At 61.0% G+C, this 25,335-nt stretch carries 24 protein-coding genes; 10 read left to right on the forward strand and 14 right to left on the reverse strand.

From position 1 onward, the window contains the following. Positions 1–134: 134 nt before the first annotated feature. A complete protein-coding gene (locus ABIE33_RS31345; RefSeq protein ID WP_429132326.1) occupies positions 135–1,031 on the forward strand; it encodes a response regulator transcription factor in 897 nt (298 codons plus the stop codon). Positions 1,032–1,072: 41 nt separating this feature from the next. On the opposite strand, the gene ABIE33_RS31350 is transcribed toward ABIE33_RS31345, so the two are convergent. The 9 genes from ABIE33_RS31350 to ABIE33_RS31390 form a co-directional block, all read right to left on the reverse strand. Beyond that, entirely contained in the window at positions 1,073–1,867 is a 795-nt protein-coding gene (locus tag ABIE33_RS31350) for an ABC transporter permease (RefSeq protein WP_429132328.1), read from the reverse strand. Positions 1,868–1,876: 9 nt separating this feature from the next. After that, positions 1,877–2,761: an ABC transporter permease subunit gene (locus tag ABIE33_RS31355; protein WP_429132330.1), complete on the reverse strand. Its 885-nt coding sequence runs from the start codon at positions 2,759–2,761 to the stop codon at positions 1,877–1,879. Positions 2,762–2,773: 12 nt separating this feature from the next. Next, positions 2,774–3,880 (reverse strand): ABC transporter ATP-binding protein, encoded by a 1,107-nt coding sequence (locus tag ABIE33_RS31360; protein ID WP_429132332.1) that lies wholly within the window; start codon positions 3,878–3,880, stop codon positions 2,774–2,776. Next, the gene (locus ABIE33_RS31365; protein WP_429132334.1) at positions 3,881–4,987 is read right to left on the reverse strand and encodes a polyamine ABC transporter substrate-binding protein; all 1,107 of its coding nucleotides are present in this window, start codon (positions 4,985–4,987) and stop codon (positions 3,881–3,883) included. It abuts the gene before it with no gap. 402 nt (positions 4,988–5,389) lie between these two features. Then, positions 5,390–6,376, reverse strand: coding sequence for a carbohydrate kinase family protein (locus ABIE33_RS31370; RefSeq protein ID WP_429132336.1), 987 nt, complete (start codon positions 6,374–6,376; stop codon positions 5,390–5,392). A gap of 10 nt (positions 6,377–6,386) precedes the next feature. Continuing rightward, positions 6,387–7,589: a trans-sulfuration enzyme family protein gene (locus ABIE33_RS31375; RefSeq protein WP_429132338.1), complete on the reverse strand. Its 1,203-nt coding sequence runs from the start codon at positions 7,587–7,589 to the stop codon at positions 6,387–6,389. 47 nt (positions 7,590–7,636) lie between these two features. Continuing rightward, entirely contained in the window at positions 7,637–8,473 is an 837-nt protein-coding gene (locus ABIE33_RS31380) for a carbohydrate ABC transporter permease (RefSeq protein ID WP_429132340.1), read from the reverse strand. Positions 8,474–8,476: 3 nt separating this feature from the next. Continuing rightward, on the reverse strand, positions 8,477–9,379 hold the full coding sequence (locus tag ABIE33_RS31385) for a carbohydrate ABC transporter permease (protein ID WP_429132342.1): 903 nt from the start codon (positions 9,377–9,379) through the stop codon (positions 8,477–8,479). 74 nt (positions 9,380–9,453) lie between these two features. Further along, a complete protein-coding gene (locus ABIE33_RS31390) occupies positions 9,454–10,707 on the reverse strand; it encodes an ABC transporter substrate-binding protein (protein WP_429132343.1) in 1,254 nt (417 codons plus the stop codon). Positions 10,708–10,855: 148 nt separating this feature from the next. On the opposite strand from ABIE33_RS31390, the gene ABIE33_RS31395 reads away from it, so the two are divergent. Both ABIE33_RS31395 and ABIE33_RS31400 read left to right on the forward strand, forming a co-directional pair. Continuing rightward, entirely contained in the window at positions 10,856–11,713 is an 858-nt protein-coding gene (locus ABIE33_RS31395; protein ID WP_429132345.1) for a MurR/RpiR family transcriptional regulator, read from the forward strand. Positions 11,714–11,732: 19 nt separating this feature from the next. Beyond that, positions 11,733–12,410, forward strand: coding sequence for a phosphoribosylanthranilate isomerase (locus tag ABIE33_RS31400; protein WP_429132346.1), 678 nt, complete (start codon positions 11,733–11,735; stop codon positions 12,408–12,410). A 97-nt stretch (positions 12,411–12,507) separates the two neighbouring features. On the opposite strand, the gene ABIE33_RS31405 is transcribed toward ABIE33_RS31400, so the two are convergent. After that, on the reverse strand, positions 12,508–13,596 hold the full coding sequence (locus ABIE33_RS31405) for a LacI family DNA-binding transcriptional regulator (RefSeq protein ID WP_429132348.1): 1,089 nt from the start codon (positions 13,594–13,596) through the stop codon (positions 12,508–12,510). 174 nt (positions 13,597–13,770) lie between these two features. Here ABIE33_RS31405 and ABIE33_RS31410 point away from each other — a divergent pair, with 174 nt between their 5' ends. The 5 genes from ABIE33_RS31410 to ABIE33_RS31430 all read left to right on the forward strand — a co-directional run bounded on the left by ABIE33_RS31410 (position 13,771) and on the right by ABIE33_RS31430 (position 19,015). Continuing rightward, positions 13,771–14,751: an ABC transporter substrate-binding protein gene (locus tag ABIE33_RS31410; RefSeq protein ID WP_429132350.1), complete on the forward strand. Its 981-nt coding sequence runs from the start codon at positions 13,771–13,773 to the stop codon at positions 14,749–14,751. A gap of 152 nt (positions 14,752–14,903) precedes the next feature. Further along, on the forward strand, positions 14,904–16,394 hold the full coding sequence (locus tag ABIE33_RS31415) for a sugar ABC transporter ATP-binding protein (protein ID WP_429132352.1): 1,491 nt from the start codon (positions 14,904–14,906) through the stop codon (positions 16,392–16,394). A gap of 1 nt (position 16,395) precedes the next feature. After that, positions 16,396–17,406: an ABC transporter permease gene (locus ABIE33_RS31420; protein ID WP_429132354.1), complete on the forward strand. Its 1,011-nt coding sequence runs from the start codon at positions 16,396–16,398 to the stop codon at positions 17,404–17,406. Between the two features lie 13 nt (positions 17,407–17,419). After that, positions 17,420–18,403: an ABC transporter permease gene (locus tag ABIE33_RS31425; RefSeq protein ID WP_429132356.1), complete on the forward strand. Its 984-nt coding sequence runs from the start codon at positions 17,420–17,422 to the stop codon at positions 18,401–18,403. A gap of 378 nt (positions 18,404–18,781) precedes the next feature. Then, entirely contained in the window at positions 18,782–19,015 is a 234-nt protein-coding gene (locus tag ABIE33_RS31430) for a BrnA antitoxin family protein (RefSeq protein ID WP_429132358.1), read from the forward strand. A 320-nt stretch (positions 19,016–19,335) separates the two neighbouring features. On the opposite strand, the gene ABIE33_RS31435 is transcribed toward ABIE33_RS31430, so the two are convergent. From ABIE33_RS31435 to ABIE33_RS31450, 4 genes are all read right to left on the reverse strand, one after another. After that, on the reverse strand, positions 19,336–20,472 hold the full coding sequence (locus tag ABIE33_RS31435) for an AI-2E family transporter (RefSeq protein WP_429132360.1): 1,137 nt from the start codon (positions 20,470–20,472) through the stop codon (positions 19,336–19,338). A gap of 97 nt (positions 20,473–20,569) precedes the next feature. Continuing rightward, positions 20,570–21,070, reverse strand: coding sequence for a hypothetical protein (locus ABIE33_RS31440; RefSeq protein WP_429132362.1), 501 nt, complete (start codon positions 21,068–21,070; stop codon positions 20,570–20,572). Between the two features lie 166 nt (positions 21,071–21,236). After that, positions 21,237–22,064 carry a polyphosphate kinase 2 gene (gene ppk2, locus ABIE33_RS31445; protein ID WP_429132402.1) on the reverse strand — a complete coding sequence of 276 codons (828 nt, stop codon included), beginning with the start codon at positions 22,062–22,064 and terminating at the stop codon, positions 21,237–21,239. Between the two features lie 123 nt (positions 22,065–22,187). Further along, complete coding sequence (locus ABIE33_RS31450) at positions 22,188–22,418, reverse strand: hypothetical protein (protein WP_429132364.1); 231 nt, start codon at positions 22,416–22,418, stop codon at positions 22,188–22,190. 475 nt (positions 22,419–22,893) lie between these two features. Here ABIE33_RS31450 and ABIE33_RS31455 point away from each other — a divergent pair, with 475 nt between their 5' ends. Next, positions 22,894–23,778 carry a helix-turn-helix domain-containing protein gene (locus ABIE33_RS31455; protein ID WP_429132366.1) on the forward strand — a complete coding sequence of 295 codons (885 nt, stop codon included), beginning with the start codon at positions 22,894–22,896 and terminating at the stop codon, positions 23,776–23,778. A 238-nt stretch (positions 23,779–24,016) separates the two neighbouring features. Continuing rightward, positions 24,017–25,294, forward strand: a complete 1,278-nt coding sequence (locus ABIE33_RS31460) for an ABC transporter substrate-binding protein (RefSeq protein ID WP_429132368.1) — start codon at positions 24,017–24,019, stop codon at positions 25,292–25,294. Positions 25,295–25,335 lie beyond the last annotated feature (41 nt).

Raw genomic sequence — 25,335 nt, forward strand, 5'->3', positions numbered from 1 at the left:
GGAAGCGGAATACTCCAAAGGGCTAGGTTCGCCGAACGCCGGGAGCCGTTCTGACCCTGACCGCAACAGGGTCATGGCCATGCCTTGCGGCCGTTTTGAAACTGACCTACGCTCGCGCGAGGGAGGACAATTGCATGAATGGGAGTATCGCGACGAGCGAGCCAGGCACGGTGACGCAGTCGCCTGCAATCAATGAACTGGCAATGTCACTGATCGGCAATATCGGTCGAATGGATTTTCAGGAGCGCTTGGCTGAGGCACTGAAGCAGCACGTTTCCGTAGATGCAGGGCTGATCCTGCTCTATCGCGGTGACAGTGCGCCGAAGATACTCTTCAACGATTGGCAGACGCATCGCGGCCTGTCCGACATCCGGCACTACCTGCAGGGGCCTTATCGGCTCGATCCGTTCTATCAACTCGCGGTCGAGAACGAGGATGACGGGCTTTATCGTCTGAGCCAGATCGCGCCTTCGTTCGATCGAACCCAGTACTACCGCGAATACTATCAGCATTCCGGACTTCATGACGAGTTCAACTTCATCGTCAGCCTCGACGATGCCTCGAAGATCGCAATCTCCCTCGGCCGCAAGCGGTCGAGCATCGCGTTTAGCGCACAGGAAGTGCAGCTGCTCGAGAGCCTGGCTCCGATCCTGCGCACGGCGGTCATCCGCCATTTCCGCGACCTCAGACCCGAGACGCTCGATGGCGAGGGCTCCGCCTTGCAGAAGGCGCTTGCCCAGGCGATAGGCAATTTCGGCCGGAGCATCCTGACGGAACGCGAATGCCAGGTCGCTCAGCTCGTTCTGCGCGGCTATTCCGTCAAAGGGGCTGCGACGCGGCTCGGCATCTCGCCGGCAACAGTGAAGCTACACCGCCGCAATCTCTACTCGAAGCTGGATATCACGTCACAAACGGCGCTGTTTGCGTTGTTCATCGATGCAGTCTCTTCGGCCAGGAACGTCTACGAAGACCCGCTATCGGGCTACCTCGCCAAGCGTGGGCAACTGACGGGCGAACTTGCCTGCAACTGAGGTCTTGTGATCGACAGGAGCGCGGCCGCCTGGCCGAGCTCCTATACGGCAAGGCTGCTCTTTGCCGATGGCCTGGAGACAATGCGTGATGCCACCAGACCGAAGGCGACGACACCAAGGATGATCGTCGAGATGGCGTTGACCTCAGGGGTCACGCCGAATTTGATCTGCGAATAGATCTTCATCGGCAGGGTCGAGGCTCCGGGCCCCGTCGTGAAACTCGATAGCACGAGATCGTCGAGCGACAGCGTGAACGACAGCAGCCAGGCTGAAACGAAGGCTGGAGCCATGTTCGGCACGGCCACCTTCATGAACGCCAGGAATGGCGGGCAGCCGAGGTCTCTTGCTGCCTCCTCCAGCGACGGGTCGAGTTCGGCCAGTCGGGATTGCATCACCACTGCGGCAAAGCACATGGTGAAGGTGGCATGGGCGAGCGTGATCGTCACCGGGCCGCGATCGATGCCCAACGTCACGAACATCAGCAGCATCGACACGCCCATCACCACCTCCGGCATCACCATCGGCGCCACCAGCATGCCGTTGAAGATGTGATGGCCGCGAAAGCGCCGAATTCTCACCGCGACGATCGCCGCAAGCGATCCGAGAACGGTCGCGAATGTCGCCGAGATCGCCGCTACGAGAAAGCTGACCTTGGCACCCTCGACGATCGACTGATTGGTGATCGCGGCCGTGTACCACTGAGTGGAGAACCCTCCCCAGACGGTAACCAGTCGCGATGCGTTGAAGCTGTAGGCAACCAGAACCACGATCGGCAGGTAGAGGAAGGTGAGCCCGGCGAAGATGGAAAGCCGGTTGAACCAGGATGGTTGAGGCATAGTCGCTCCTCACTTAGAGGTTCGAGACAAACGTGTCTGAAACAGGACGATGGGTATCACCAGGATGATGAGAAGCAGGACGGTGACCGCGGAGGCCACCGGCCAGTCCCGGTTGTTGAAGAACTCGATCCAGATCGTCCGGCCGATCATCTGGGTGTCCGCACCCCCCAAGAGATCCGGCACAACGAATTCGCCGATGACGGGGATGAAGACCAGTGCACATCCTGCGGCAACACCCCTGAGGCTGAGCGGAAACGTGACGCGCCAGAACGCCGCGATGCGCGAGCATCCGAGATCGCGTGCCGCTTCGATCAGGGTGCGGTCACTGGCACTGAGATTGGCGTAGATCGGCAATACCATGAATGGAAGATAGGTGTAGACGATGCCTATATAGATCGCGGTCTCGGTGTTCATCATCCGCAGCGGTTCGGAAATGACGCCGACGTTAAGGAGCAGCGAATTCAACAGACCGTCGTTGCGCAGAATGCTCATCCAGGCATAGACGCGGATCAGCATCGAGCTCCAGAACGGCACGATAACCAGGAAGATGAGGAAGGAGCGCGTTTGCGGCGCGCAGCTCGCAATGCCGTAGGCCAGCGGATAGGCGATCGCCAGCATCAGCGCCGTCGAAATCGCTGCCACCTTCAGGCTCGTGAGATAGGCAAGCAGATAGGTATTTTCACCCAGAACGAAGATGAAGTTCTCAAGATTGAGCCGAATGCTGAGCAGCGATCCCTGCCATGCATACAGCGGCTCATAGGGTGGCATGCCGAGACGAACGGACGAGAGGCTGATCGCCAGCACCAGCAGAAACGGCATGAGAAAGAAGACGGCCAACCAGCCATAGGGCACGAGCACCAGTGCGCGGCGGCCAAGATCGGGTTTTGATTGCATCGCGTCGTTCCCCTAATCGGCCAGCAGACGGGCGGCCTGCGGCGTCCATGAGGCGAACACCGTGTCGCCGACCGACAGGTCGTCCTCAGCGCCCAGGTTGACGCGCAGCGCATCCAGCGTTGCTCCGCTCTTCAGGCGCACCCGATAATGTCGCCCGGATCCGGCGTAGCTGAACTGTTCGACAACGCCCTCGAGACCGTTACTCTGTTTGTTGAGCTCGACCCTCTCGGGCCGCACCGATACCCAGAAGCGACCATTGACAGAGATATGGTCGCTGGCGGCAGCGAAGATTGAACCGCCGGCCTCCGCACTTTCGATTTTCAGCTCATTGCCGGAGCGTCTGGCGCTGCCGCCTTCGAACACATTCGCCTCGCCGAGGAATTTCGCGACGAAGCGGGAAACCGGTGTTTCGTAGACCTCGGCCGGCGATCCGATCTGCAGCACCTTGCCCTGCCGCATGATCGCGATACGCGATGATACGGTCATTGCCTCATGCTGATCGTGGGTGACGATGATGAAGGTCAACCCCAGCTCCCGCTGAAGCCTGACCAGCTCGTGCTGTGTTTCCGTGCGCAGGTTCTTGTCAAGCGCGCCAAGAGGCTCATCCAGCAACAGCACCTTCGGCCGCTTGACCAGGGCACGTGCCAACGCGACGCGTTGCCTCTGCCCCCCGGACAGTTGTTGCGGCCTGCGATCGAGCAACGCCGTCAGCTGCAGCTTTTCGGCCACCTCGCTCACACGCTGCCGGATCTCGCTCCGGGCCAGCCGGTCCTGCTGCAGGCCGAAGGCGATATTCTTGCCCACCGACAGATGCGGAAACAGTGCGTAGGACTGGAACATCATGTTCGTTGGCCGGCGATGGGCCGGAACGTGCGTGACCTCTTCCCCGTCAAGCCGGACGACACCCGATGTCGGCGGTTCGAAACCGGCGATCATGCGCAGCAAGGTCGACTTGCCGCATCCGGATGGACCAAGAAGCGAGAAGAATTCCCCCTTCCCGATGCCGATCGAAACGTCGTCAACGGCGCTGAACAGACCGAAGGACTTGGAGAGATTCTCGATTGATACGTAGGATTGCAACACGGATGTCCTTCTGCTTCCGCTTTCCAGGCAACGCACTCAGTTGCCGGCCCTGAACGCGGTCCACACCCGGGTCCGCTCGCGCGCCTGGCGTGGCGGCAGCGACTTGTCGACGAAGAGCTTGGCGCGGACTTCGGCGGGCGGATAGACGTTCGGGTCCGTGCGGATCGCCTCGTCGACCAGCGGCGTGGCTGCAGCATTGGCGTTGGCGTAGAACACGTGATTGCTGATGTCGGCCACGGTCTTCGGCTCGAGAACATAGTCGATGAAGGCCAGCGCTTGCTCCGGATCGGGAGCATCGCCAGGCACGGCCATCGTATCGAAGGATATGATCGTGCCTTCCTTCGGGATCGAATAATTCACCGCGATGCCGTAGTTGGCTTCCTCGGCGCGCGCTGCGGCAATGCCCGCGTCACCGCTCCACATCATCGCCAGGCACAGCTGGCCGGAGGCCATGTCCGCCACCAGTTGACCGCTCTGCATATGCCTTATGTAGGGGCGCAGCGTCAGGAGCAGGTCCTTGGCCTTGTCGAGATCTTCCGGTTTTGTCGAATAGGGATCGAGCCCGAGATAGTTGAGGGCGATCGGCACCACCTCGTTCGGCGCATCGACGATGCCGATGCCGCAGTCTTGAAACTTCTGCGCCAGCTCCGGCTTGAAGAACATGTCGAGGCTGTTCGTCGGGGCGCCGGCAACCCGCGCCTCCACGAGCTTCGGATTGTAGGCAATCCCGGTCGTCAGCCACATGTACGGGACAAGGTACTGATTGCCCGGATCATGTTCGGCGACGAGCTTCAGCAGGTCCTTGTCCAGGTTTTTATAGTTTTTGAGACTGGAAGCATCGATCGGCTTCAGTGCACCCGATTGGATGAGGCGCTCGCCGACTGTCGCACTTGGAAAGGCAACGTCAAAACCGCTTCCTCCTGCCAGCAGGCGCGTTTCCAGAACTTCGAGCGAGTCAAAGAAATCGACACGGGCGTCGACGCCCGTGCGTTTGGCGAAGGTCGAAACTGTGTCTTCGGCGAAATAGTCGGAGAAGTTATAGATAAACAGCTTCTCATCGGCCCTCGCTCCGACCTGTCCATAGAGCAAGGCGATCGAGGCAATGGCAACCGAGTGCATCAGCGAACGGCACGAACCAGACATGTTCCCTCCCAAGGCAGAATGGCATTTGTTTCGCAAAACGTTGCGGGGCCAGGCACAATGGGTCAACACTCCCTTTGGCTAGGCTGGGCGGCGGTTCGGTGGCGCTGCCCATGATCCTCGGCTTTAAAAAGCCCATATCTCCAAGGGTTCCGCCCAACGATGCCGCGTCGGATTCTGGTGTCGTGTAGCGTCTGCAGGAAGTGGTTTCAGTCGAAGCACGGAGGCTGTGGCTCAGATTTGAGCGCGTTGCCGACGCAACATTGCGCCGCCGGCGTCATCAGCCGAACTCACATCCTCTCCGGCAGAAAAGGTGTGACGACAAAGGCACTTCTTCGAGCGAACAGAGAAGTACTTCTGCCAGCCTGTTCGGTGTGAGCCCTGCAGGGATTGAGGCTTGGAGAGTTACGGCCGTTCCAATTCTTGGTCGGAGCCCGCTATGCCAGGTCTGTTGCCGTTGCCGATGGAAATCAGCTTCATGACTTCCGCCAGCGCGGGCATCGACGTGCCCGCACCTTGCCGGGTCACCGCAACGGCCCCGAATGCATTGGCAAGTTGGCAGCATTCGGATCCGGGCAAACCCGACACGCGGCCGATGATATGCCCGGCCGCGAAGGCGTCGCCGGCCCCCGTTGTATCAACGGTAGTGACGGAGAACCACGGCGCGCTTTCAACCCCGGAGTTTTGGTAGAGAGATGACCCCGTGGCATCGTGCTTGAGCGCGATCCGTCTCACGCCTTGTCGCAACAGGGACCTGATCGCCTCTTCAACAGGAATTTCGGAGCCTTCTCCCGCAAGCGGCGCAAGATCGGCCCGGCCGAGCATGATGGTATCGAGTTTCGGCAGCAGATTGCGCACATGCGGTGCGACCGACAAGGCGACACCGGCCGGAATATCGAGGGTGACAGGGATCCCGCGCAGTTGCGCAAGCTCGATCGCTCTATTTGCTGCGTCGGATTGCGGACTTTGCAACAAGGCGTAGCCGGAGAGATGGAACAGCGCTGCATCCTCGAACGCGCCGTCAACGATCGATGCTGGTGACAGGTGCGCGTTCGCCCCGCGATAGGCAAACATCGTTCGCTCACCGCCCTTGCCGACGGTCACAATGTTCGTTTGCGTTGGCTCAAAAGGGTCCTGTCCGATCCACGCCGTCGAGACCCCGATGTCCTTAAGCGACGATAACGCCTGCTGCCCCCATGCGTCTTGTCCCACGCGGCCGATCAGCCGGCAGTCATGGCCGGCGCGTGACAACGCGATAGCCGTATTGGTGGCGGAGCCGCCCAGCATATGCCGCTGGGCGGTTGCGATCGCCTCTCCTCCCTCGAGCGGGTACTCAGGGATATCAAGCACCAGGTCGATATTGATATCCCCCAGGAGGACGATCACTGCCATTGCGTAAACCCTAGAGGTCGATGTGCATCTGTTCGATTGCCTGATCTACGTCGGCGATGATGTCGTCAACATGTTCGATGCCGACGGAGAAGCGCACCAGGCCATCGACGACGCCCATCGCCTCGCGCTCCTGGCTGGGGATATCGAGAAAGGCCATAGTCGCCGGCATCTGTGTCGTGGTGCGCAGTCCGCCGAGGCTTGCCGCGAACGAGCCGAGTTTCAGCCGCTTCAAAAGCCGTACGCCCGAAGCCTCGTCCTCGACGCAGAAGGAGAGCATGGCGCCGCCGCCGCGCAACTGTTCCGTCGCCGAGGCATGGTTCGGATGCGAGGGCAGCCCGGGATAAAAGACGCGCTTGACCTTGGGATGGGCTTCGAGATGTTTGGCGAGCGCCAGCGCATTGGCGCACTGCTTTTCCAGGCGCAGCGCCAGCGTCTGCGCGCCGCGCAGCAACAGCCAGGCGTTGAACGGCGACAGCGGCGCGCCGAGCTTGTTGAGGGTGTTCCAGCGCACGTCCTCCAGCCAATCGGCCGGCAGGATGTCGGACTTCAGCGTGATCACCCCGCCGACCGCGTCGTTGTGGCCGCCGATGAATTTGGTGGCGCTTTCTACGACGACGTCGACGCCGAATTCGTGAGGCCGGCAAACCGCAGGCGACGCGAAGGTGTTGTCGCAAATGACGACGATGCCGCGCGCATGGGCGAGTTCCACCAGGGCTTTCAGCGGCGGCACCTTCATGGTCGGGTTGGCGATCGCCTCGACGTAGAGAACCTTGGTCTCGTCGGTAAACGCGTTTTCGACCGCCCGAACATCGGTGCAATCGACGAGGCTGACCTTCAGCCCGAAATCGCCAGCGCGGTGATCGAAGAACTCGTGCGTGCTCGAATAGGTGGTGAGATCGGCGACGATATGGTCGCCGGCCTTCAGGATGCCGAACAATGCATGCGAGATCGCCGCCATGCCCGAGGCCGTCGCCAGGCAGGCCGTACCGCCCGTCAACTGGGCGATGTGTTCCTCGAACTTGTATTCGGTCGGATTGCCGCAGCGCGAATAGATGTTCACTTCCTTGCGCGCGCCGGCAACGATCTGGTCGTAGATGTCGCCGCCATACTGGAAGTTCGCCGACATGTAGATGGGATAGCTGATCGACTGGGAATGCTCTTCCGGCGTGTAGAAGACTGCCCGGCTGGCAAAATCGAGCTCTTTAGGCGACATGAAACTTCTCCTGCATTGGACTCCGGCTTAAGCCGGGTCATTAACGGCTATTCCTTGACGGCACCGCCGAGCAAAGCGGCGGTGATCTGGCGTTCGAAAAAGATGAAGAGAACAAGCGGCGCGATGGCGGCGATCAGGATTGCTGCCAGCATCACGGGGTAGTTGGTGATGTGCTCGCCGACGAAATCCGTGAGACCCACGGGCAACGTCTTGCGCGCCGGGCTATTGATGAAGACGACGGGAAACAGAAAGTCGTTCCAGACCCAGATCATGTTGACGATCGCCGCGGTGAACATCGCCGGACGCGCGATCGGCAACGCGACGTGGGCAAAGATGGACCACTCGGAAGCGCCATCCATGCGCGCCGCATCGAAAAGTTCGCGCGGCAGCGTGTTGAAGAAGGCCTGCATGATGAAGATCGTGACCGGCACGTTGAATGCGGCGGTCGGCAGCACGACACCCATATGCGTATCGAGCAGTCCGGCGCCACGAAGCATCACAACCAATGGCACGAGCGCAACATAGGCGGGGATCGCCATGGCCGCCGTCAGGCTGAGTTCGACCGCAGGCATCCAGCGTGGCCGATAAACCGCCAGCGCATAACCCGCCAAAGTCGCGACGACCACCGTGATAATTGTCGCTCCTGCCATGATCAGCAGCGAATTGACAGCATAACCGCCAAGCGCGCCGCCGCTCCAGGCGCCGACATAGGCGTCAAGCGAGAAGCTCGTGGGCAAAGACCAGACCGAACGCATGAACTCCTTGTTGGTCTTGAACGTGCTGTAGATCATCCAGATGAACGGGAAGACCACCAGCAGCACATGCAGCGTCAGGAGAACAAGCACCACCGTATTGGTCACGGTCCAGCGGCGAACGGCAGCCATGGCTTATGTTCTCCCGCCGACGCCGGCTCTTTTCAGATACCGGAAGACGAGCCACGCGCCGACCGCCGTCAGCAGCATCTGCGTGAAGCCGATCGTTGCCGCATAGCCCATCTCGAAGCTGCCGAACCCCATCTTGTAGAGGTAGGTGGAAACCACCTCGCTTGCGTGGTTCGGGCCGCCATTGGTGAGCACAAAGACGAGCGAGAAGGTCTTGAGCGAGCCGATGATCGCCAGCAGGGAATTGGCGCGTACCGCGTCGCCGACCATGGGGATGGTGATCGAGAAGAACTTGGTGAAATGACCGGCCCCATCGATCTCGGCCGCTTCGTAGACGCTTTCGGGCACACTCCTCACCGCAGCCACGAAAAGCAGGACGTAAAGGCCGAGATAGGTGAAGCTCATGACCACCACCACGGCGGAGAAGGCCGTGCCGGATTCGCCGAGCCAGCCGCGCTTCAGGCCGTCCAGCCCAAGCGCGCCGAATGCTGCGTTCACCAGGCCGAAATAGGGATTGTACATGAAGCGCCAGAGCAGCCCGATGCAGATCTCGCTGACCATCACCGGCACGAGATAGAAGAACAGGAAGATCCGGCTGAACGCCGGCACGATGCGCACCAGGCAGTACGCGATGCAAAGCGCCAGAAACACCTGGAAGACCATCGCGGAAAGCGCGACGAGCAGGTTCCTGCCAAGGGCCCGCCAGAAGATCGGATCGCCGGCCAGGCGGACGAAATTGCCAGCCCCTTGGAAGACTGGCGCAGACGCCCCGTCCCAACGAAAGAGCGAGAGCCAACCGGCATAGACGACGGGATAGGCGACGAAGGCTGCAATGAGCAGGAATGCCGGCGACAGGAACAGGAGCGCCGCCCTGTTATGGCCCTTGGCAAAGCCTTTGCTGGTACTCATCGTTCTCGGGCTCCATGGAGGGCCTGCGCGGCGAGCGGCGAGCCGCGCAAGCTGGTCATGCTGCTGGCGGCGACCTACTTGTCGGCCCGCAGCGCATCCTCGAGGCGCTTGGCCGCATCGGCCGGTGGCACCGAGCCGTCAAGCACACCCTGGAGCGACGTGTAGTAGATGTTGGTCGCAGCCGGCGGCATGGCGGTGTCATAGAAGGGATCGAGGTGGCCTGCTTTCGCCATCAGCTTGCTGCTGATGTCGAACAGGACGGGGCCTGCTGCCGCCTCCGTCGTCGCGTCCTTCACCGTAACCATTGTCTTTCGAAGCTCGACATACTTGGTCATGACCTGGCTCGACGTCAGAAACTTGAGCAAGGTCACGGCATCGGCCTTGTTCTCGGCCTTCTGCGAAATGCCGAAGGTGGCGGCGACGCCGGCCAGGACGTCGGACTGATCACCAGCCCCGTCCTTGACAGCCGGGAATGCGAAATAGCCGAGCTCGAAGCCTTCGGGCGCATCCGCCGAGGCGCCGATCTGCCAGGTGCCGTTCAGCATCATGGCCGCCTGGCCGTTGAGGAAGAGCATGTTGGCTTCCTGATCGCCCATGCCGTTGAAGCCGATCGGGAAATAGCCCTTGCTCGAAAGCTCGGCGACATGTTCCAGCGCCTTGGTCGCCTCGCCGCCGAGCGCGGCCTTGGCATCCTTGTTGACGAAGGCGGAAACGACGCCGGATCCCTTGAGACGCATCTCGAGATACTGGAACCAGAACGTCGCCGGCCAAGCATCCTTGTTGCCAAGCGCAAACGGGACAATGCCCTCGCCCTTGATCGTCTCGGCCAATGCCAGAAGCTCATCGTAGCTCGATGGCACCGTCCAGCCTTTTTCCGCAAAGAGCGCCTTGTCGTACCAGAAGACGACAGAGTCGACATCGACGGGAACGGCGTAGGCATGGCCATCCTTGCTAGTCTGCGCGAGCGCGCTTTCAAGGAAGCTGCTACCCCAACCGTCCCTGGCAAGGTCCGCGTCGAGCGCGTACATCTGCCCGCCATTGACGAAGGCATTCAGGAAGCCGCCGGGCAGCGTGTAGAATACGTCAGGCGGATTGCCCGACGCCATGGCCGTGTTGAGCTTAGTCTTGTAGGCCGACTGCTCGGCCGCAACCACATCCAGCTTGATATCAGGGTGGGCCTTGGCAAATTCGTCCAGCGCGAAGTTGATGAAGTCGACCTTGTCCTGTTGGCCTGCATAGGCATGCCAGAAGGACAGTTCACCGGCCGCGGCCGGTAGGGCGGTCAGCATCATGGCTGCACCAGCAATCAACAAACGCTTCAGTCCCATGACATCCTCCCAGAAGCCCAGCAGCGCGTCTCCTCGCGTTCATGCAGTGATGCCACATCATATCGCTCGTGTCTATAGTGACACCACAACATGACTATGCTAGCCTTCTCGCCAAGGCGCACCGCGAACCCGAAAAAGGGGCCCGTCAATGATCAATGATCTGCGAGGCAGCAGCAGCATTCCAGCCAGCAGCCGGCTTCGAAGCGTGCTGCCGAAATTGTCCGATTCCGAACGGCGCGTGGCGCTCTGGATGCTAGACAACAGCGACAGCGCCATCCGCCAGTCGATGTCGGCAATAGCCCAGGCGACGGATGTCAGCGATACCACCGTGCTGCGCATGTGCCGCACCGCGGGCTTTGAGGGGTTCACCGATCTCAAGCTGGCGCTGGCCCAGGAGCCGCGAACCGTTCAAGCCGAGACATCGACCGAACCGCAGACAAGCGACCTGCAGGCTGCCACCCGATTGTTTCGCGCCATCGGCCAGGCTCTGACCGATACGCTCGGTGTTCTCGATGAAAAGACCTTGGCTGCGGCGATCGATCTGATGGCCAGTGCCAGGCACATATTGGTCGGCGGTGTTGGCGGATCCGGCATCGTCGCGCAGGCATTTTATCAACGCTGTATCCGGCTGGGACTGCGATGCGACGCGCCGGTCGATTCCCAACTGCAAATCATGCATGCGGCGCTGACCGGACCGGGCGACCTCGTCGTCGCGATATCCTATTCGGGCATTACCAGCGATCCGGTTCTTGTGCTGCAGGAAGCCAAGGCGCGCGGCGCCTCGACGCTCTGTATCACCGGCAACAGCAGTTCACCGCTCGCGCGCCTCGCTGACGTCGTGCTGGTCAGCGTCTCGCATGAGCAGGGCAGCGAGCCGATGGCAGCGCAGATCGCGCAGATGACATTGGTCGACGCGCTTTATTCCGTTTTCGCCGCACGCAATGCCGAGCGGGTTCAACTCACCGAGGAGCGCATGGTCAAGGCGATCCTCCCGAAATCAATCTAGCCAAAACACGAGCAGGGCCTTGAAAACACAAATCTATACCATGCAGACAGTTGCCGAGGCTCTGGCTGCGGCCGAAGTCGGCGTCGACTATCTCGGCCTCACGCCGTCGAACCGGGGCCTGCCCGGCGAGATCAGCTTCGCCAAGGCGCGCGAGATCGCCGACGCCCTCAAGGGCAAGGCACAACGGGCGGCGCTATCGGTGGAGAGTGATCTCGAGGCGATCGCCGAGATGGTGGACGCGGTGCGACCCGACGTGCTGCATCTGTGTGGCGACATCGCGCTCGTGACGCCCGAGCACGTCAAGGCGCTACGCACCAAGCTGCTTGCAAGGTACCCCGACCTCCAGATCCTCCAGGCCATACCGATGACGGGCCCGGAGGCGCTCGACCACGCCGCCCGCTTCGAGCCGTTCGCCGACATCTTCATCCTGGATTCCGTCGCCGCCCATATCGGCGGCATTGGCGCTGCCGGCGTCACCCACGACTGGTCGCTCAGCCGCGAGATCGTCAAGCGCAGCAAACGACCGGTGATCCTGGCGGGCGGGCTCAAGCCGGAGAACGTCGCAGCTGCGATCGAGGCTGTTCGGCCCTGGGCGGTGGACTCGCTCACCCATACGAACCGCCCTCTCGCCGAAGGCGGTTTTCGCAAGGACATCGACAAGATTGCGGCGTTCGTGGCTGCGGCCAAGCACGCCTGAAATTGGCGTGCTTTCATCTCGTTCGTCCGGGACGGCTCGACGAACCCGGGCACCTCGCAACGGCTGCCCCGGCAGTTCGTGAGAAACTTGTCCTGTCCTAGCCTTCACCGGCGCCGGCGTCACGCCATGACGCCGTGGTATCGCGAACCACCAGCGGCCCGTCGACCTTTATGGTCATGGGGCGCATGTGTTTTGCGTGGATCGCCATGTCGATCAGGATCTCGGCGGCCCTCTGACCCATTTCGTAATTGGGCAGCACCAGTGTCGAGAGCGGCGGATGGGTGTAACGCGCCAGTTCCTGGTCGTCATAGCCCATCACGGAAAGATCGGCGGGCACGCGCAGTCCCTTCTCCTGCGCCGCCTCCATGACACCGATCGCCATGAGGTCGTTTCCACAGAAGATGGCTGTCGGCGGGTTCGGCATGGAGAGCAGGTCCAGCCCGGCCTCGTAGCCGCGCAACGGCAGCCAGTCGCCATCGCGCACAAGGCTTTGATCGAAGGCGATGTCGGCGGTGGCAAGCGCCTGCTTGTAGCCTTTCAGCCGATCCATTGCGGCGTCCATCCACGGCTCGCCATTGATGAAGCCGATCCGCTTGTGGCCAAGAGCGGTCAGATGGGCCGTGGCGGCAAAACCACCCACGACTTCGCCCGGAACGACCGCCACGTGCTGGCGCGGATCGCCATAACAATTGAGAAGCACGGTCGGAATGGACGTCAGCGCCGGCGGCACCGCAACCTTGCGGGTGAAGATCGTCGCGTAGATAACGCCGGCAATCGAAGGGTCCCTGAGCACCGATCGCAACACCGCCTGCTCGAGATCCGGATTGGATCGCGTCACATGAGCCGACACCAGCAGCCCCTGCTCGAAGGCATAGTCGCGGATGCCGTCGAGGCTGACGACCGGATGAGGGCTGGTCGAGATTTCATCGACGATAAAGGCGATCGTGTCCTTCTCGACCGCAGGAGCAGTCGCCACCGGGTCCCGAGTTGCCGGTAATCGATAGCCGATTTTATGAGCAGCCTCGCGCACCTTCTGCTGTGTCTCCAGCGAAATGCGCGACCCGGACATTTCGTTGAGCACAAGCGAAACGCTCGACTGGGAGACACCTGCGATGCGGGCGACATCCGTCATTGTCGGGCGTCCGCCGCCCTTCTTTTCCAAATTTCGCCCATTCGCCTTGGCCATGCGTCGTTCCTCGCCCCTCGGCGTGCATTGCACTGCACGCGGATTTTTTGCAAGTGCTCATAATTTTGGCTCTTGACTGCTAATATTATTAGCGCAAGATTTGCACATGTGAAGCACAAAAAGCTCACGTCCGGTAGAGGAGCACCGGCCACGACCTGGGAGGAGAAACCACTCATGACCATGATTTCCCGTCGCATTTTCATGCTTGCGGCATCGGCCGTCGGCGCGCTCGCCGTTGCGGGCATCGCGATCGCCGAAGTGCCGAAGCTTGAGCAGAAGGACAAATACAAGGTCGGCTTTGCGCAGACCGAATCCAACAATCCCTGGCGCATCGCCCAGACGAACAGCATGAAGGCCGAAGCCGAAAAGCTCGGCTTCCAGCTCGTCTATACGGATGCTGCGGGTTCCGCCGCCAAGCAGGTCGCCGATGTCAACTCGATGATCGCCCAGGGCGTCGACGTGATTTTCCTCGCCCCGCGCGAAGAAAAGCCGCTGATCCCCGCCGTCATGGCCGCCAAGAAGGCCGGCATTCCGGTGATCCTGCTCGACCGTTCCGTCGACCCGTCGCTCGCCAAGGCCGGCGAAGATTACCTGACCTTCATCGGCTCGAACTTCGTCGAGGAAGGAAAGCGCGTGGCCGAATGGCTGGCCAAGAATGCCAATGGCAAGTCGAAGATCATCGAACTCGAGGGCACCACCGGATCCTCGCCGGCCAACGACCGCAAGAAGGGTTTTGACGAGGCGATCAAGGCCGCAGGCGGCTTCGAGATCGTCGCCTCGCAGACCGGCGATTTTGCCCGCGACAAGGGTCGCCAGGTGGCGGAAGCCCTGCTTCAGGCGCATCCCGATGCGGACGTGATCTACGCCCACAACGACGAAATGGCGATCGGCGCCATCGCAGCACTCGAAGCGGCCGGCAAGGTGCCGGGCAAGGACGTCCTTGTCCTGTCGATCGACGGCGGCAAGGAGGCCGTGCAGGCGGTCGTCGACGGCAAGATCGCCGCGGTCGTCGAGTGCAACCCGCGCTTCGGGCCAAAGGCGTTCGAGACCATGCTGCGCTACGCCAAGGGCGAGAAGATCGACCCGCTGATCATCAACGACGACAAGTTCTACGACGCTTCCAATGCGGCCGGAGAACTTGCGAACGCCTACTGATCCATCTCCCGAACCTTCTCCGGCCGGGGCGGCACAACCGTTCCGGCCGGTTTTTGAACGCAGCACCCGGGCCTGACCTTCGGTCCTTTCGGGTGTAGGCTCATGGCGCGCGCCCTTGCGGGATGCGAATGGCGGAGAAAGGGAGGAGACCCATGCTTCTGTCCATGCAGGGCATTTCAAAGGCATTTGCCGGTGTCGCGGCGCTGAAGTCCGCCTCGCTGGAGGTTGAACCGGCCGAGGTCATGGCCCTCGTCGGCCAGAACGGCGCGGGCAAGTCGACACTCATCAAGATCCTGACGGGCGTCTACCGTCGCGACGAGGGCACTATTAGCTTCGACGGCAAGGAGGTCGACTTTGCCATGCCCGCCACGGCTCAAAGCGCCGGCATCGCGACGATCTACCAGGAAATCAACCTCGCCCCGCAGCGCTCGGTGGCCGAAAACATCTATCTCTCCCGTGAGCCGAGACGCTTCGGCATGATCGACCACGCCGCCATGCGGCGCGGTGCGGAAGGCGTGCTGGCAACCTTCAACCTCAAGATCGACGTCGACCGTCCCGTCGCGCATTTCGATGCGGCGACCCGGCAGATGGTGGCGATCGCCCGCGCGGTGACGCAGAAGGCCCGTCTCGTCATCATGGATGAGCCGACCTCCTCGCTCGACGAGCGCGAGGTCGCCGTCCTCTTCGAGACGATCCGAACGCTGAAGCGCTCCGGCGTCGCCGTCATCTTCATCGGCCATCGGCTCGACGAACTCTATGAGATCTGCGACCGCGTGACGATCATGCGCGACGGTCAGACGGTGGCGAAGAGCGCAATGGCAGACATGCCGAAGATGGCGCTGGTGCGCCACATGCTCGGCAAGGAACTCGCCGCCTTCCAGGCGATTGCACCGGATGCGGAAGCGCCGGATCGACCTATCCGCCTCGAAATCGAGACTGCCGGCGCGGGCGTGCGCGTGCGCGATGTCAGCCTCGCCGTGCGTCAAGGTGAGATTTCCGGCCTTGCGGGACTGCTCGGCTCCGGCCGCACCGAAACGGCACGCCTGATCTTCGGGGCTGACAGGCTGGAGCGCGGCACAATCCGCATGGCGGGGCAGTCGCGGACGTACCACGAACCGGCCGATGCCATCGCCGATGGCATCGGCCTCGTTTCCGAGGACCGCAAGATCGACGGCATCGTACCCGACATGAGCATCCGCGAGAACATGACACTGGCGCTGCTGCCGAAACTGAAGAAGGCCGGCATCGTCGACCGCGCGCGGCAAGACGAGATCGTCCACCGCTATATCCGCGCGCTCGGCGTCAAATGCGCCTCCCCGGACCAGCCGATCAAGGAGCTTTCCGGCGGCAACCAGCAGAAAGTCCTGCTGGCGCGCTGGCTCGCCACCGACCCACGGGTTCTGATCGTCGACGAACCGACCCGTGGCATTGATATCGGCGCGAAATCGGAAATCCTGAAACTGCTGCGCAACCTCGCCGACGAAGGCTTAAGCGTCCTGATGATCTCGTCCGAACTCGAAGAACTTCTCGCTGCCGCCGACCGCGTGACGGTGCTCAGCGACGGCACATCGGTGTCGACGCTCGCGCGCAAGGATTTGAGCGAGGCGGCGCTGCTGGCCGCCATGGCCCATCAGGTAGAGTGACATGACCACGATCGAGACCCCTGCCCCGCAACAATCCGGCGCACTTTCGTCGGGAAGCCGGCTTTTCACCTGGGCGAGCCGCTATGGCACCTTCGTCGCCTTTCTGGCGCTTATCCTCTTCAATATCGCCGTCACGCCGAACTTCCTGTCCTTGCAGACGCTGAACGTGAACCTCACGCAGGTGGCGACCATCGTCATCGTCGCCACCGGCATGACGCTCGTCATCGCCACCGGCGGCATCGATCTTTCCGTCGGCTCACTCATGGCAATTGCCGGCGCGCTCGCACCAATGATCTTCATGGGCCAGTTCTGGCCGGTGGAAAACATGGGGCTTGCGGTGGCGCTCGCCTTCATCGTGCCCGTCGTCGTCGCCGGCCTCTTCGGCCTGTTCAACGGCATGCTGGTCACACGCTTTTCGATCCAGCCGATCATCGCGACGCTGGTCCTGTTCATCGCCGGTCGCGGCATCGCGCAGGTCATGACCAACGGCAATCTGCAGGTGTTCAAGAACGAGGGCTTCCAGTTCATCGCGCTTGGCCGCATCGCCGGCATTCCCGCGCAAGTCGTGTTGATGATCCTCGTCGTCGCACTCGCCTGGGCAATGATCCGCTACACCGTCATTGGCCGCCAGATCATAGCCGTCGGCGGCAACGAGAAGGCGGCAAGGCTCACCGGGGTGCCGGTGAAGCGGGTCAAGCTCTTCGTCTACATGGCGAGCGGCGCGCTTGCCGGCATCGCCGGCCTGATCGTGGTGGCGCGAAACTCCGCCAGCGACGCGAACCTTGTCGGCCTTGGCATGGAACTTGATGCCATCGCCGCCGTCGCGGTCGGCGGCACCCTTCTGACCGGCGGGCGGGCCAATATCGTCGGCACGGTGCTCGGCGCCTTCGTCATCCAGCTGGTGCGCTACACGCTGCTCGCCAACGGCGTGCCCGATGCGGCCGCCCTCATCGTCAAGGCCGGGCTGATCGTGCTTGCCGTCTTCATCCAGCAACGCGCCGACAGGCGTTGAGGAAAACCATACGATGAACACGCTCCTCCGCCCCTTTGCGATCAAATCCTCGGGCGACCTCGCCCGCCTCGGCGTGATCCTGGCGCTTGCCGGCCTCATCCTCTTCGGTGCCCTTCGCTACGACAACTTCCTGTCGCCCTTCAACATCCTGAGCTTCCTGCGCTATAACTCGATGTTCGCGCTGATTGCGCTCGGCATGGCCCTCGTCATCATCACCGGCGGCATCGACCTTTCCGTCGGCGGCACGGCGGCGATGGCAAGCGTCTTGGCGGCACTGCTGTCGCCCTATCATTGGGCGGCAGGCCTTCTCGGCGGCATGGCGGCAGGCCTGGCCGTGGGCGCGCTGAACGGCTTCGTCATTACGAGGATGCGGATCCAGCCCTTCATCGCCACGCTTGCGACCATGCTGGCGGCCTATGGCACCGGCCTGCTGCTTGCCGACAACCAGTCGGTCTCGGTCTCCTACGACACGGGTTTCACCGTGATCGGCCAGGACGATTTCCTGGGTTTCCCCATTCCCGCCTGGATCGCGCTTGCCGCCTATATCCTTGGCTGGCTCGTGCTGGAGAAACTCCCGGTCGGCCGGCACATTCTCGCGATCGGCGACGGCGAGGCGACGGCAGGGCTGATGGGTCTGAAAGTCGAGCGCACGCTCGCCGCAGTCTATCTCGCCTCGGGCACACTCGCCGGGCTTGCCGGCGTCATCCTCGCCTCGCAATTTGGCGCTGGCCAACCGACGGAGGGTGTGGGTTGGGAGCTGTTCGCGATCGCCTCCGTCGTAGTGGGCGGCACGCTACTCACCGGCGGGTCCGGCTCGGTCGGCGCAACGCTGGCCGGCGCGCTGCTGCTAGCCATGGTGTTCAACATCCTCAACTTCGAAAACGGCCTCGGCTGGATCTCACTCTCCGCTTACTGGCAATCTGTCATCCGCGGCGCCTTCCTGCTCGTCGTGGTCATACTGCAGGCAAAACTCATGGCGCGGCATCGCAGCACGTAGCCTGCCACCACCTGCATCAAGGGAAGCTGCCCCCATCGATCAACAACTGCTGTCGCCGCAATTGTGGTGAACGGCACCGGTTGTATTGAACCGGTTGACTGCCGTGCCATCGCCCGAATGTGTCGCATTGAAGCGCCTCGTGGGGAACAAGCTGGCTGGCCGCGGCAATTCCGAACGCGTGGCACGTCGCAGCAGCAAAGCCATGGAAACGGGCCGAATACGGCGGATCACGCCCCCATGGGGTCTGTTTCAGTGGCGTGCCGGCCTGACGCCTGTTACGAAGACGTTGTATCGCGTGATTGAACGAGCGTCAGGCTAGCATCGTTCGACATCTTCGCAAGCGAGACGACAGGCCCCCGGCCACGAAAGGAAGCGACCATGGTGACGACACCACGAAGACCATCCAACCCAAAAGATGCCGCCGAGGCGCTGTTCAAGCCGGCAAAGAAGGTGGCAGCTCCTGCGGTCGAAAGACCTGCGATCCCAAACACCAAGGAACTCGTTTCGCTGAAGATCGACAGCGATGTGCTCGCACATTTCCAGGCGGATGGACCCGGCTGGCAGGATCGTATCAACGATACCTTGCGCGCCGCCATGAAACCGTCAGTTTGATCGTCGCCTCCTACAGCGCCTTGCGTCTTATCAGACGCGCAAAGGTCGCTGTAGCACTTTGAATTGCTGCATGTTTTTATCCTTAAATCGAATAGGATTTAAGGAAACATGCAGTAGCGCGGCATGTCTTCGTGCGTCTTCGCGCGTCATCGAACCGCAGACGTTTCGCTCATCGTCCCGCGCGATTGCCGGCGCCGGCTCAATGCCTCTACGGAAACCTCAAAAGGTCGGCATTGCCCGTCTACCAAGCCGGTTCGGCCGCCGTCCGGGCAAACATCGGGATAGATCTGGAACGCGACGGCGCCGACGACATCATTAGGCTAGCCCTGAATTCCGCTGTCGGCGCGCGAAACGACGCCGCTCCCCTCCCGAGCCAGGCCCTGCTCTGCCGGCACGGCCACCCTGTCTGAACGAATCCAGACAGCAAGCAGGTCATAAAAGACGCTGAGGACGATCGGCCCCAGAAACAGGCCGATCAGCCCGTAGGCAAGCGTGCCGCCGAGCACCCCAACCAGAATGACGAGCATTGGTGTGGAAAGACCACGGGCGACCAGAATGGGCTTCATGATGTTGTCGATCAACCCGATGGGGACGAGGAGAAGCGTCATTAGCAAGGCTGCCTGGAACTCCATCGTCATCCATCCCCACAGGATCAGCGGTAGGAAAACGGGAGCCGGCCCGATTTGCACGATGCACAGGATCAGCACGACAAACGCGATCAGCCCGGCGGCGGGCACCGCGAAGAGCTTCAGAACCAATGCGCACAACAGCGTCTGAATGAACGCCACGCCGATGACGCCCCTTGCGACGTTTCGGATCGTCGCGGTCGCGAGCCGGACGAACCCTTGCCCTCGCTCTCCGGCGATCCTGTGCGCGCACACATTGGTGAACTCGGCGATCTTCAAGCCAGGACGAAACAGAAAGCCGGTAACAATTACCGACGCTATGAAACCGACAAATCCCAGCCCGATGCTGGCAAGAACGCTTAAGGCCTTGCTGCCGGCCTGCAGCAATGCTGGCTGGAACCGGTTGAGTGCGGCGTCCAGATTGTTTGAAGCAAGGCTCCAGGCATTGTAGATTCGTTCTCCGATGACGGGCCAATTCCGAACGGACTCTGGCGGCGCCGGCATCAGTGTCTCGCTACCCTTGAGCTTATCGAACAGCACCTGTGCACCGTCCAGCGAGCCGAAGATGAGTGCCGACAATGGGCCGATAATGAGGGAAAGGTTCACCAGCGTAATGAGCAAGGCTGCGAGCTTTCCGCGACCGCCAAGCATATTTTCAAGTCTGCGATAAAGCGGATATTGCGCGACCGCCAGGATAGCGGCCCATATGCCGATAATGGCAAAGGGTGCGACAAGCGTCAGCGACCAATAGGCAAATAGACCAACGACACCGAACCGGACGAGATCGGTGATGCGTGTTTCGATTGAGGCCGTCGCCTCCGGAGCAGGCACTAAACTTTTGCTTGTACCAAATCGATCGTCAGCCACGACAGCCCCCAAAGTCGAACATTTGGCGAGGCAGCCAGATTCTGCCCTGCCCCAGTTCGAGCTAAGCTATCGGCGCTTCCCAGTTCAGGAAGAAGCCGATGTCCCCTGGTATCCCTCCAGGGAACGTAACCACCATTGCCTTCAGTTTATAGCCCTGGGGTTGCGCAGCGACCTTAAATCGATCGTAGAGCTCCTTGGCCTTGCCCTGCAGCGTCTCAGGCCATTGCGGATCGGCGTTGTTTATCGCCCGGCCGTTGTCGGTGCAGAAATCAGATGGAAACGTGTAGACGAGCGCCTCCATCTTTCCATCGGCAACGGCCCTCATGACCACCTTGCGGATGATCGCCCGCTCCTCTTCACCAACGTGCTCCTTGAAGAATTCATCGGCGAACTTCGCCCGCTCCTCGCGTTCCCGATCCCTGATCTTGTCATCGCGTTCCATCGCCGCGAGCTGCTTTTCGAGCAGGTTTTTGCGCAGATCGGCTGCGGTCGGAATTGCTGCGGGCTGTCCTGTGTCTTTTTCCGCACTCATCGCTTTATCTCCAACAGATTGTTCGCTCATCGGGTGGTTCAGGCATCGAACGGGCGATGAAGGCGTCCCCTCGCTATCGCCCCGTCGTCGCCTGCATTTCCAGAGCGTTTCCGATTTGAACGGAGTCACGGAAACGCTCTATCTCTTTATTTCCAAGCATTTCACGGAAACCGCTTCGCAGTTTCCTGGAAATGCCCTAGTGACCGGCGGATCCTTGGATATCCGGCACCACATTACGCGCGGTCGTGTCTTCAATAAAGCCGGACGGCCGCTTCTGACGCTTGCCGAGGTCGGGCTCCTCAAACTTCACGCGTTCGTAGGGTATCGATTTGAGGATATGCGAGATGCAGTTGATGCGAGCGCGCTTCTTACTGTCAGAGGGAACAATCCACCACGGCGCGTGCTGACTATCGGTCATCCTGATCATCTCGTCATAGGCGCGTGTGTAGTCCCACCACTTCCGGTAGGATTCCAGGTCCATGGGGCTCAGTTTCCATTGCCGCAACGGATCGTCGATGCGGCGGCGGAAGCGGCGCTCCTGCTCGTCCTCGCTCACCGTCAGGAAATATTTCAGCAAAGTGACGCCACTTTCCACGATCGCCGCTTCAAACCGTGGCGCCAACTCCAGAAAGCGTCGCGCCTGCTTTTCCGTGCAGAACCCCATGACGCGCTCGACGCCCGGCCTGTTGTACCAGCTGCGATCGAAGATCACGACCTCGCCGGCGGCAGGCATGTGAGCGAGATAGCGCTGCATATACATCTGGGACTTCTCCCGGTCAGTTGGTGCGGGCAGGGCGACCACACGGAAGACCCGTGGGCTCACCCACTGAGTTATGCGCTTGATGACGCCCCCCTTGCCGGCCGCATCGCGTCCCTCGAAGACGATGACAATACGCGCACCTGACTTTTGCACCCAGGACTGCAGATACGCCAACTCGACCTGCAACTTCGCGAGTCGCTTCTCGTAACGGCGCGCCTCTTTCTTCGTTTCTTCATTCTGTGCCTCAACGGGCCTGTCGGTCATGTCGTCCATTTCCTTGCCCTCCACGTGCTAGGCGTCGTTTTCTCCACCCTTCGATTTATTGTCTTGTCGGAAACATGTTGTTACCCGGTTTGATAGGCGCACATGCCGAGACCGGTTTGCACGTCAAAGGGGCGCGTCCTGCCCAAAAACCTTCGTGGCGACCGAATACGACTTGCTGCGCTCGTCCCTGCCGGCGTCGGGTTCCTCAACGACATAAATTGAGCGTCTCCACACCCGGTCCGGGACATCGAATTCGGGGCTTGATTGGATACAGGTAAGCTGTGTTTCTATTTCAGCGTCGGTCAGCGTTGCCGAGTACGCCACCCCCGAGCCGCCTTCAATGCCAAAATCCATTTTTCCTCCCCCCAAGAGTCCTAAGGAGGGTGCACAAGCCAACACCGCCGCTATGCTCGCGGCGTGTTTGCGCTCGTGCCGCACAACGTAAGGGTATATTATTATAAATGTATATGCGAATGTTTTGTCCCGACCTATGCCTATGCTTGACGTTCCACGTCGCTTAGGCCGCAACACTTTGGCGGCACTTTAACCCGAAGGTATCGCCATGCCGATATGGAGGTCCGGGAGGTTCCCTGCCAACGCAGACCATCCGGAGCGTCCGCGGCCGGTCCGACATGACTCTGTTTCGCGCAAATTGTACCGCCTCGACACCAGCGAGAAGATCTTCTATCGGTTTTGCGGAGGAAGACGATGGGACGAACAGCTACGGTCCCTTGATGCACGGTGAGCCGGTCGGAGCGATGATATGAACGTCGCAAGAAAACGGAAATCTCTTCTGCCAAAGGCCGCGTTGGGCGCGAAGCCGGCATCCATGGCGGCCAATTCCCCGACATTCGAGCATATCGTTACCGACGTCAACGAGACGTTTCTCTGGCGCCTGGACGATTACCCCTGGGAGCGTAACGTCTGGAATTTCCATCCTGAGATCGAGATCCATCTGTTGCGGAAATCCACCGGCATGGCCTTCGTCGGTGACCACATTGGCGAGTTCTCGCCGGGCTACCTGACCGTCATCGGCAGCAATCTGCCCCATGATTGGGTGACGGCAACGGCGCCTGGTGAGATCATCGAGGGCCGTGACATCGTCATCCAGTTCCATCCCGACCGGATCCGGCAGATCACCGACGCCCTGCCCGAATTCGCGCAACTCGAGGATTTCTTCTCGCGGGCAGAGCGAGGTCTCGTCTTTCACGGCGATGCACGCACCATAGGCGGCGACCTCATCGAACGCATGGGCAGCGCAAAGGGCCTGTCGCGGCTTTCCCTGTTCGTTCAACTGCTGGATCTCCTCGTCAACACGCAAGAGGGCGAGGTGCTGTCATCGCCCGAATTCGCGCCGAAACTGGACGCGGAATCGCTCGACGTGCTTCGTCGATCACTGGCTTACATCTACGAGAACATTGCCACCGACATCCACTTGACCGACGTGGCATCCATGGCCGGCATGAGCGATACGACTTTCTCGCGGTTCTTCAAGAAGAACACCGGCAACAGCTTTACCGACCACGTCAACAAGCTGCGGATCTGGCAGGCCTGCAAGCTGCTTGCCGAAAGCGACATGCCGATTACCGATATCTGCTTCGAAGTCGGCTATCTCAACATCTCCAATTTCAACCGGACCTTCCTGCGCCATCACCGCATGACGCCTTCGGCCTACCGGCGCTTGACCGGGCAGCGACGTACCTCGCGCGGCTGATTTTTTCCTGTCACGACAATCGTGCAAACAATGAATCGATGCCGCTGCCGATCATATTAGCCGTCATTCTCGGTTCAATTCTGCATTAAAGTATAGATTTGACGCATGGCGGGCGCTAGTTCGCCTGCCGATTGCGCCTATGATGATGGCCAGCGAAACGGTTCGCTATCAAAGAAACACGGGCCTGATCTGAGGAGTTTCCGGCGCGTGTTGTCATGACCTTGGGGAGGTCCATCACATGAGAAAAGCCAGAACGCTCGTTTCGAGCATCGCCTTCGCATGCCTTCTTTCCAGCACGGTATCGACTGTTGCACTTGCCGCCGAATGCACGAGCACGATCAAGGTGCTTGCCCAACCGCGCGACGGCCTCACACTGATCGAGGACTACAAGGCCGAATTCGAGAAGCTCAGCGGCGGCGCCTCGTTCGAGATCGACTATCTCAACGAAAACGATCGCCGCGCCAAGACGAAGGCCGACGCTTCGACGATCGGCAAATACAACGTCTATTACATCGATGAAGCCAACGTCGCGCTGTTCGCCTCGGCCGGGTGGGTCGCGCCGCTCTTGGACTACTATCCCACAGATTACGACTACGCCGACTTCGATCCGGGCCGTCAGAAAGTCGCCACCTATGATGGCAAGGTCTGGTTTGCTCCCATCACCGGCGGTGGCGACCTCATGGTCTACCGCAAGGACCTGCTTGAAGCGGCTGGCATCGCCCCGCCGAAGACACTTGATGAATACATCGCCGCGGTGAAGAAGCTTCACCAGCCCGACCAGGGCATCTACGGCACGGCTCTTCGCGGGCAGCGGGGCTCCGGCGCGAACGTGTGGCGCTGGATGCCCTTCTTCAAAGGTTTCGGGGGCAACTGGTTTGATGGCAAGACGGCCGTCTTCGACAGCGAACAGGCAGAGAAGGCCACGGAAACCTATCTCGAACTCTTCAAATATTCCGCGCCCGGCAGCCAGACCGGCGGGTGGGATGAGGCGGTCGGCGCCTTCACCTCCGGGCAGGTGGCAATGCTGATCGAATCCACCCCGCTTGTCGGCATGGCGATCGATCCCAAGTCGTCAAAGGTCGCCGGCAAGGTCGGCTATCTGCCGCCGCCGGCACCGCTGACGGGCGGCGGATACGGACATGGCCTGGCGATCGGCGCCAAGGCCAACAAGGACGAGGCCTCGAAGGCCTGCGCCGGCCTGTTCATCGCCTGGGCCACGTCGAAGGAAAACGAGAACCGACGGCTGGAAGCCAATCAGTTCAGCGAACTCAACCGCACCAGCATCATGACCAGCAAGAAGTTCGCGGAACTCTATGGTCCCGATCTCGGTCAGGCGCTGGCCGATACCGGCAAGGTGACGGCCGTCAACTTCTGGCAAAACCCGCAATGGCCCGATCTTGGCGATCGCTGGGGCATCATCCTGGAAGAACTGATCACCGGCACCCGCACCGATATCAAGGATGGCCTCGACGAACTCGATGGGTTCGCCAAGGAACTCGTGGCCCGCAGCCAATAGGGTCTCCCGCGACCGACCACTCCGGCAAGATATCCGTCTTG

Origin of the sequence: Ensifer sp. 4252, from assembly GCF_050434565.1 — a bacterium.
GTDB lineage: Bacteria > Pseudomonadota > Alphaproteobacteria > Rhizobiales > Rhizobiaceae > Ensifer.

What these genes read in the sequence shown, in the direction of transcription:
- ABIE33_RS31450 (WP_429132364.1), bottom strand. Translation starts at nt 22,418, where the DNA reads ATGGATTTTGGCATTGAAGGCGGCTCGGGGGTGGCGTACTCGGCAACG.
- ABIE33_RS31430 (WP_429132358.1), top strand. Translation starts at nt 18,782, where the DNA reads ATGGTGACGACACCACGAAGACCATCCAACCCAAAAGATGCCGCCGAG.
- ABIE33_RS31370 (WP_429132336.1), bottom strand. Translation starts at nt 6,376, where the DNA reads ATGGCAGTGATCGTCCTCCTGGGGGATATCAATATCGACCTGGTGCTT.
- ABIE33_RS31460 (WP_429132368.1), top strand. Translation starts at nt 24,017, where the DNA reads ATGAGAAAAGCCAGAACGCTCGTTTCGAGCATCGCCTTCGCATGCCTT.
- ABIE33_RS31410 (WP_429132350.1), top strand. Translation starts at nt 13,771, where the DNA reads ATGACCATGATTTCCCGTCGCATTTTCATGCTTGCGGCATCGGCCGTC.
- ppk2 (WP_429132402.1), bottom strand. Translation starts at nt 22,064, where the DNA reads ATGACCGACAGGCCCGTTGAGGCACAGAATGAAGAAACGAAGAAAGAG.
- ABIE33_RS31365 (WP_429132334.1), bottom strand. Translation starts at nt 4,987, where the DNA reads ATGTCTGGTTCGTGCCGTTCGCTGATGCACTCGGTTGCCATTGCCTCG.
- ABIE33_RS31380 (WP_429132340.1), bottom strand. Translation starts at nt 8,473, where the DNA reads ATGGCTGCCGTTCGCCGCTGGACCGTGACCAATACGGTGGTGCTTGTT.
- ABIE33_RS31440 (WP_429132362.1), bottom strand. Translation starts at nt 21,070, where the DNA reads ATGAGCGAACAATCTGTTGGAGATAAAGCGATGAGTGCGGAAAAAGAC.
- ABIE33_RS31425 (WP_429132356.1), top strand. Translation starts at nt 17,420, where the DNA reads ATGAACACGCTCCTCCGCCCCTTTGCGATCAAATCCTCGGGCGACCTC.
- ABIE33_RS31415 (WP_429132352.1), top strand. Translation starts at nt 14,904, where the DNA reads ATGCTTCTGTCCATGCAGGGCATTTCAAAGGCATTTGCCGGTGTCGCG.
- ABIE33_RS31405 (WP_429132348.1), bottom strand. Translation starts at nt 13,596, where the DNA reads ATGGCCAAGGCGAATGGGCGAAATTTGGAAAAGAAGGGCGGCGGACGC.
- ABIE33_RS31390 (WP_429132343.1), bottom strand. Translation starts at nt 10,707, where the DNA reads ATGGGACTGAAGCGTTTGTTGATTGCTGGTGCAGCCATGATGCTGACC.
- ABIE33_RS31375 (WP_429132338.1), bottom strand. Translation starts at nt 7,589, where the DNA reads ATGTCGCCTAAAGAGCTCGATTTTGCCAGCCGGGCAGTCTTCTACACG.
- ABIE33_RS31385 (WP_429132342.1), bottom strand. Translation starts at nt 9,379, where the DNA reads ATGAGTACCAGCAAAGGCTTTGCCAAGGGCCATAACAGGGCGGCGCTC.
- ABIE33_RS31355 (WP_429132330.1), bottom strand. Translation starts at nt 2,761, where the DNA reads ATGCAATCAAAACCCGATCTTGGCCGCCGCGCACTGGTGCTCGTGCCC.
- ABIE33_RS31395 (WP_429132345.1), top strand. Translation starts at nt 10,856, where the DNA reads ATGATCAATGATCTGCGAGGCAGCAGCAGCATTCCAGCCAGCAGCCGG.
- ABIE33_RS31455 (WP_429132366.1), top strand. Translation starts at nt 22,894, where the DNA reads ATGGCGGCCAATTCCCCGACATTCGAGCATATCGTTACCGACGTCAAC.
- ABIE33_RS31420 (WP_429132354.1), top strand. Translation starts at nt 16,396, where the DNA reads ATGACCACGATCGAGACCCCTGCCCCGCAACAATCCGGCGCACTTTCG.
- ABIE33_RS31350 (WP_429132328.1), bottom strand. Translation starts at nt 1,867, where the DNA reads ATGCCTCAACCATCCTGGTTCAACCGGCTTTCCATCTTCGCCGGGCTC.
- ABIE33_RS31345 (WP_429132326.1), top strand. Translation starts at nt 135, where the DNA reads ATGAATGGGAGTATCGCGACGAGCGAGCCAGGCACGGTGACGCAGTCG.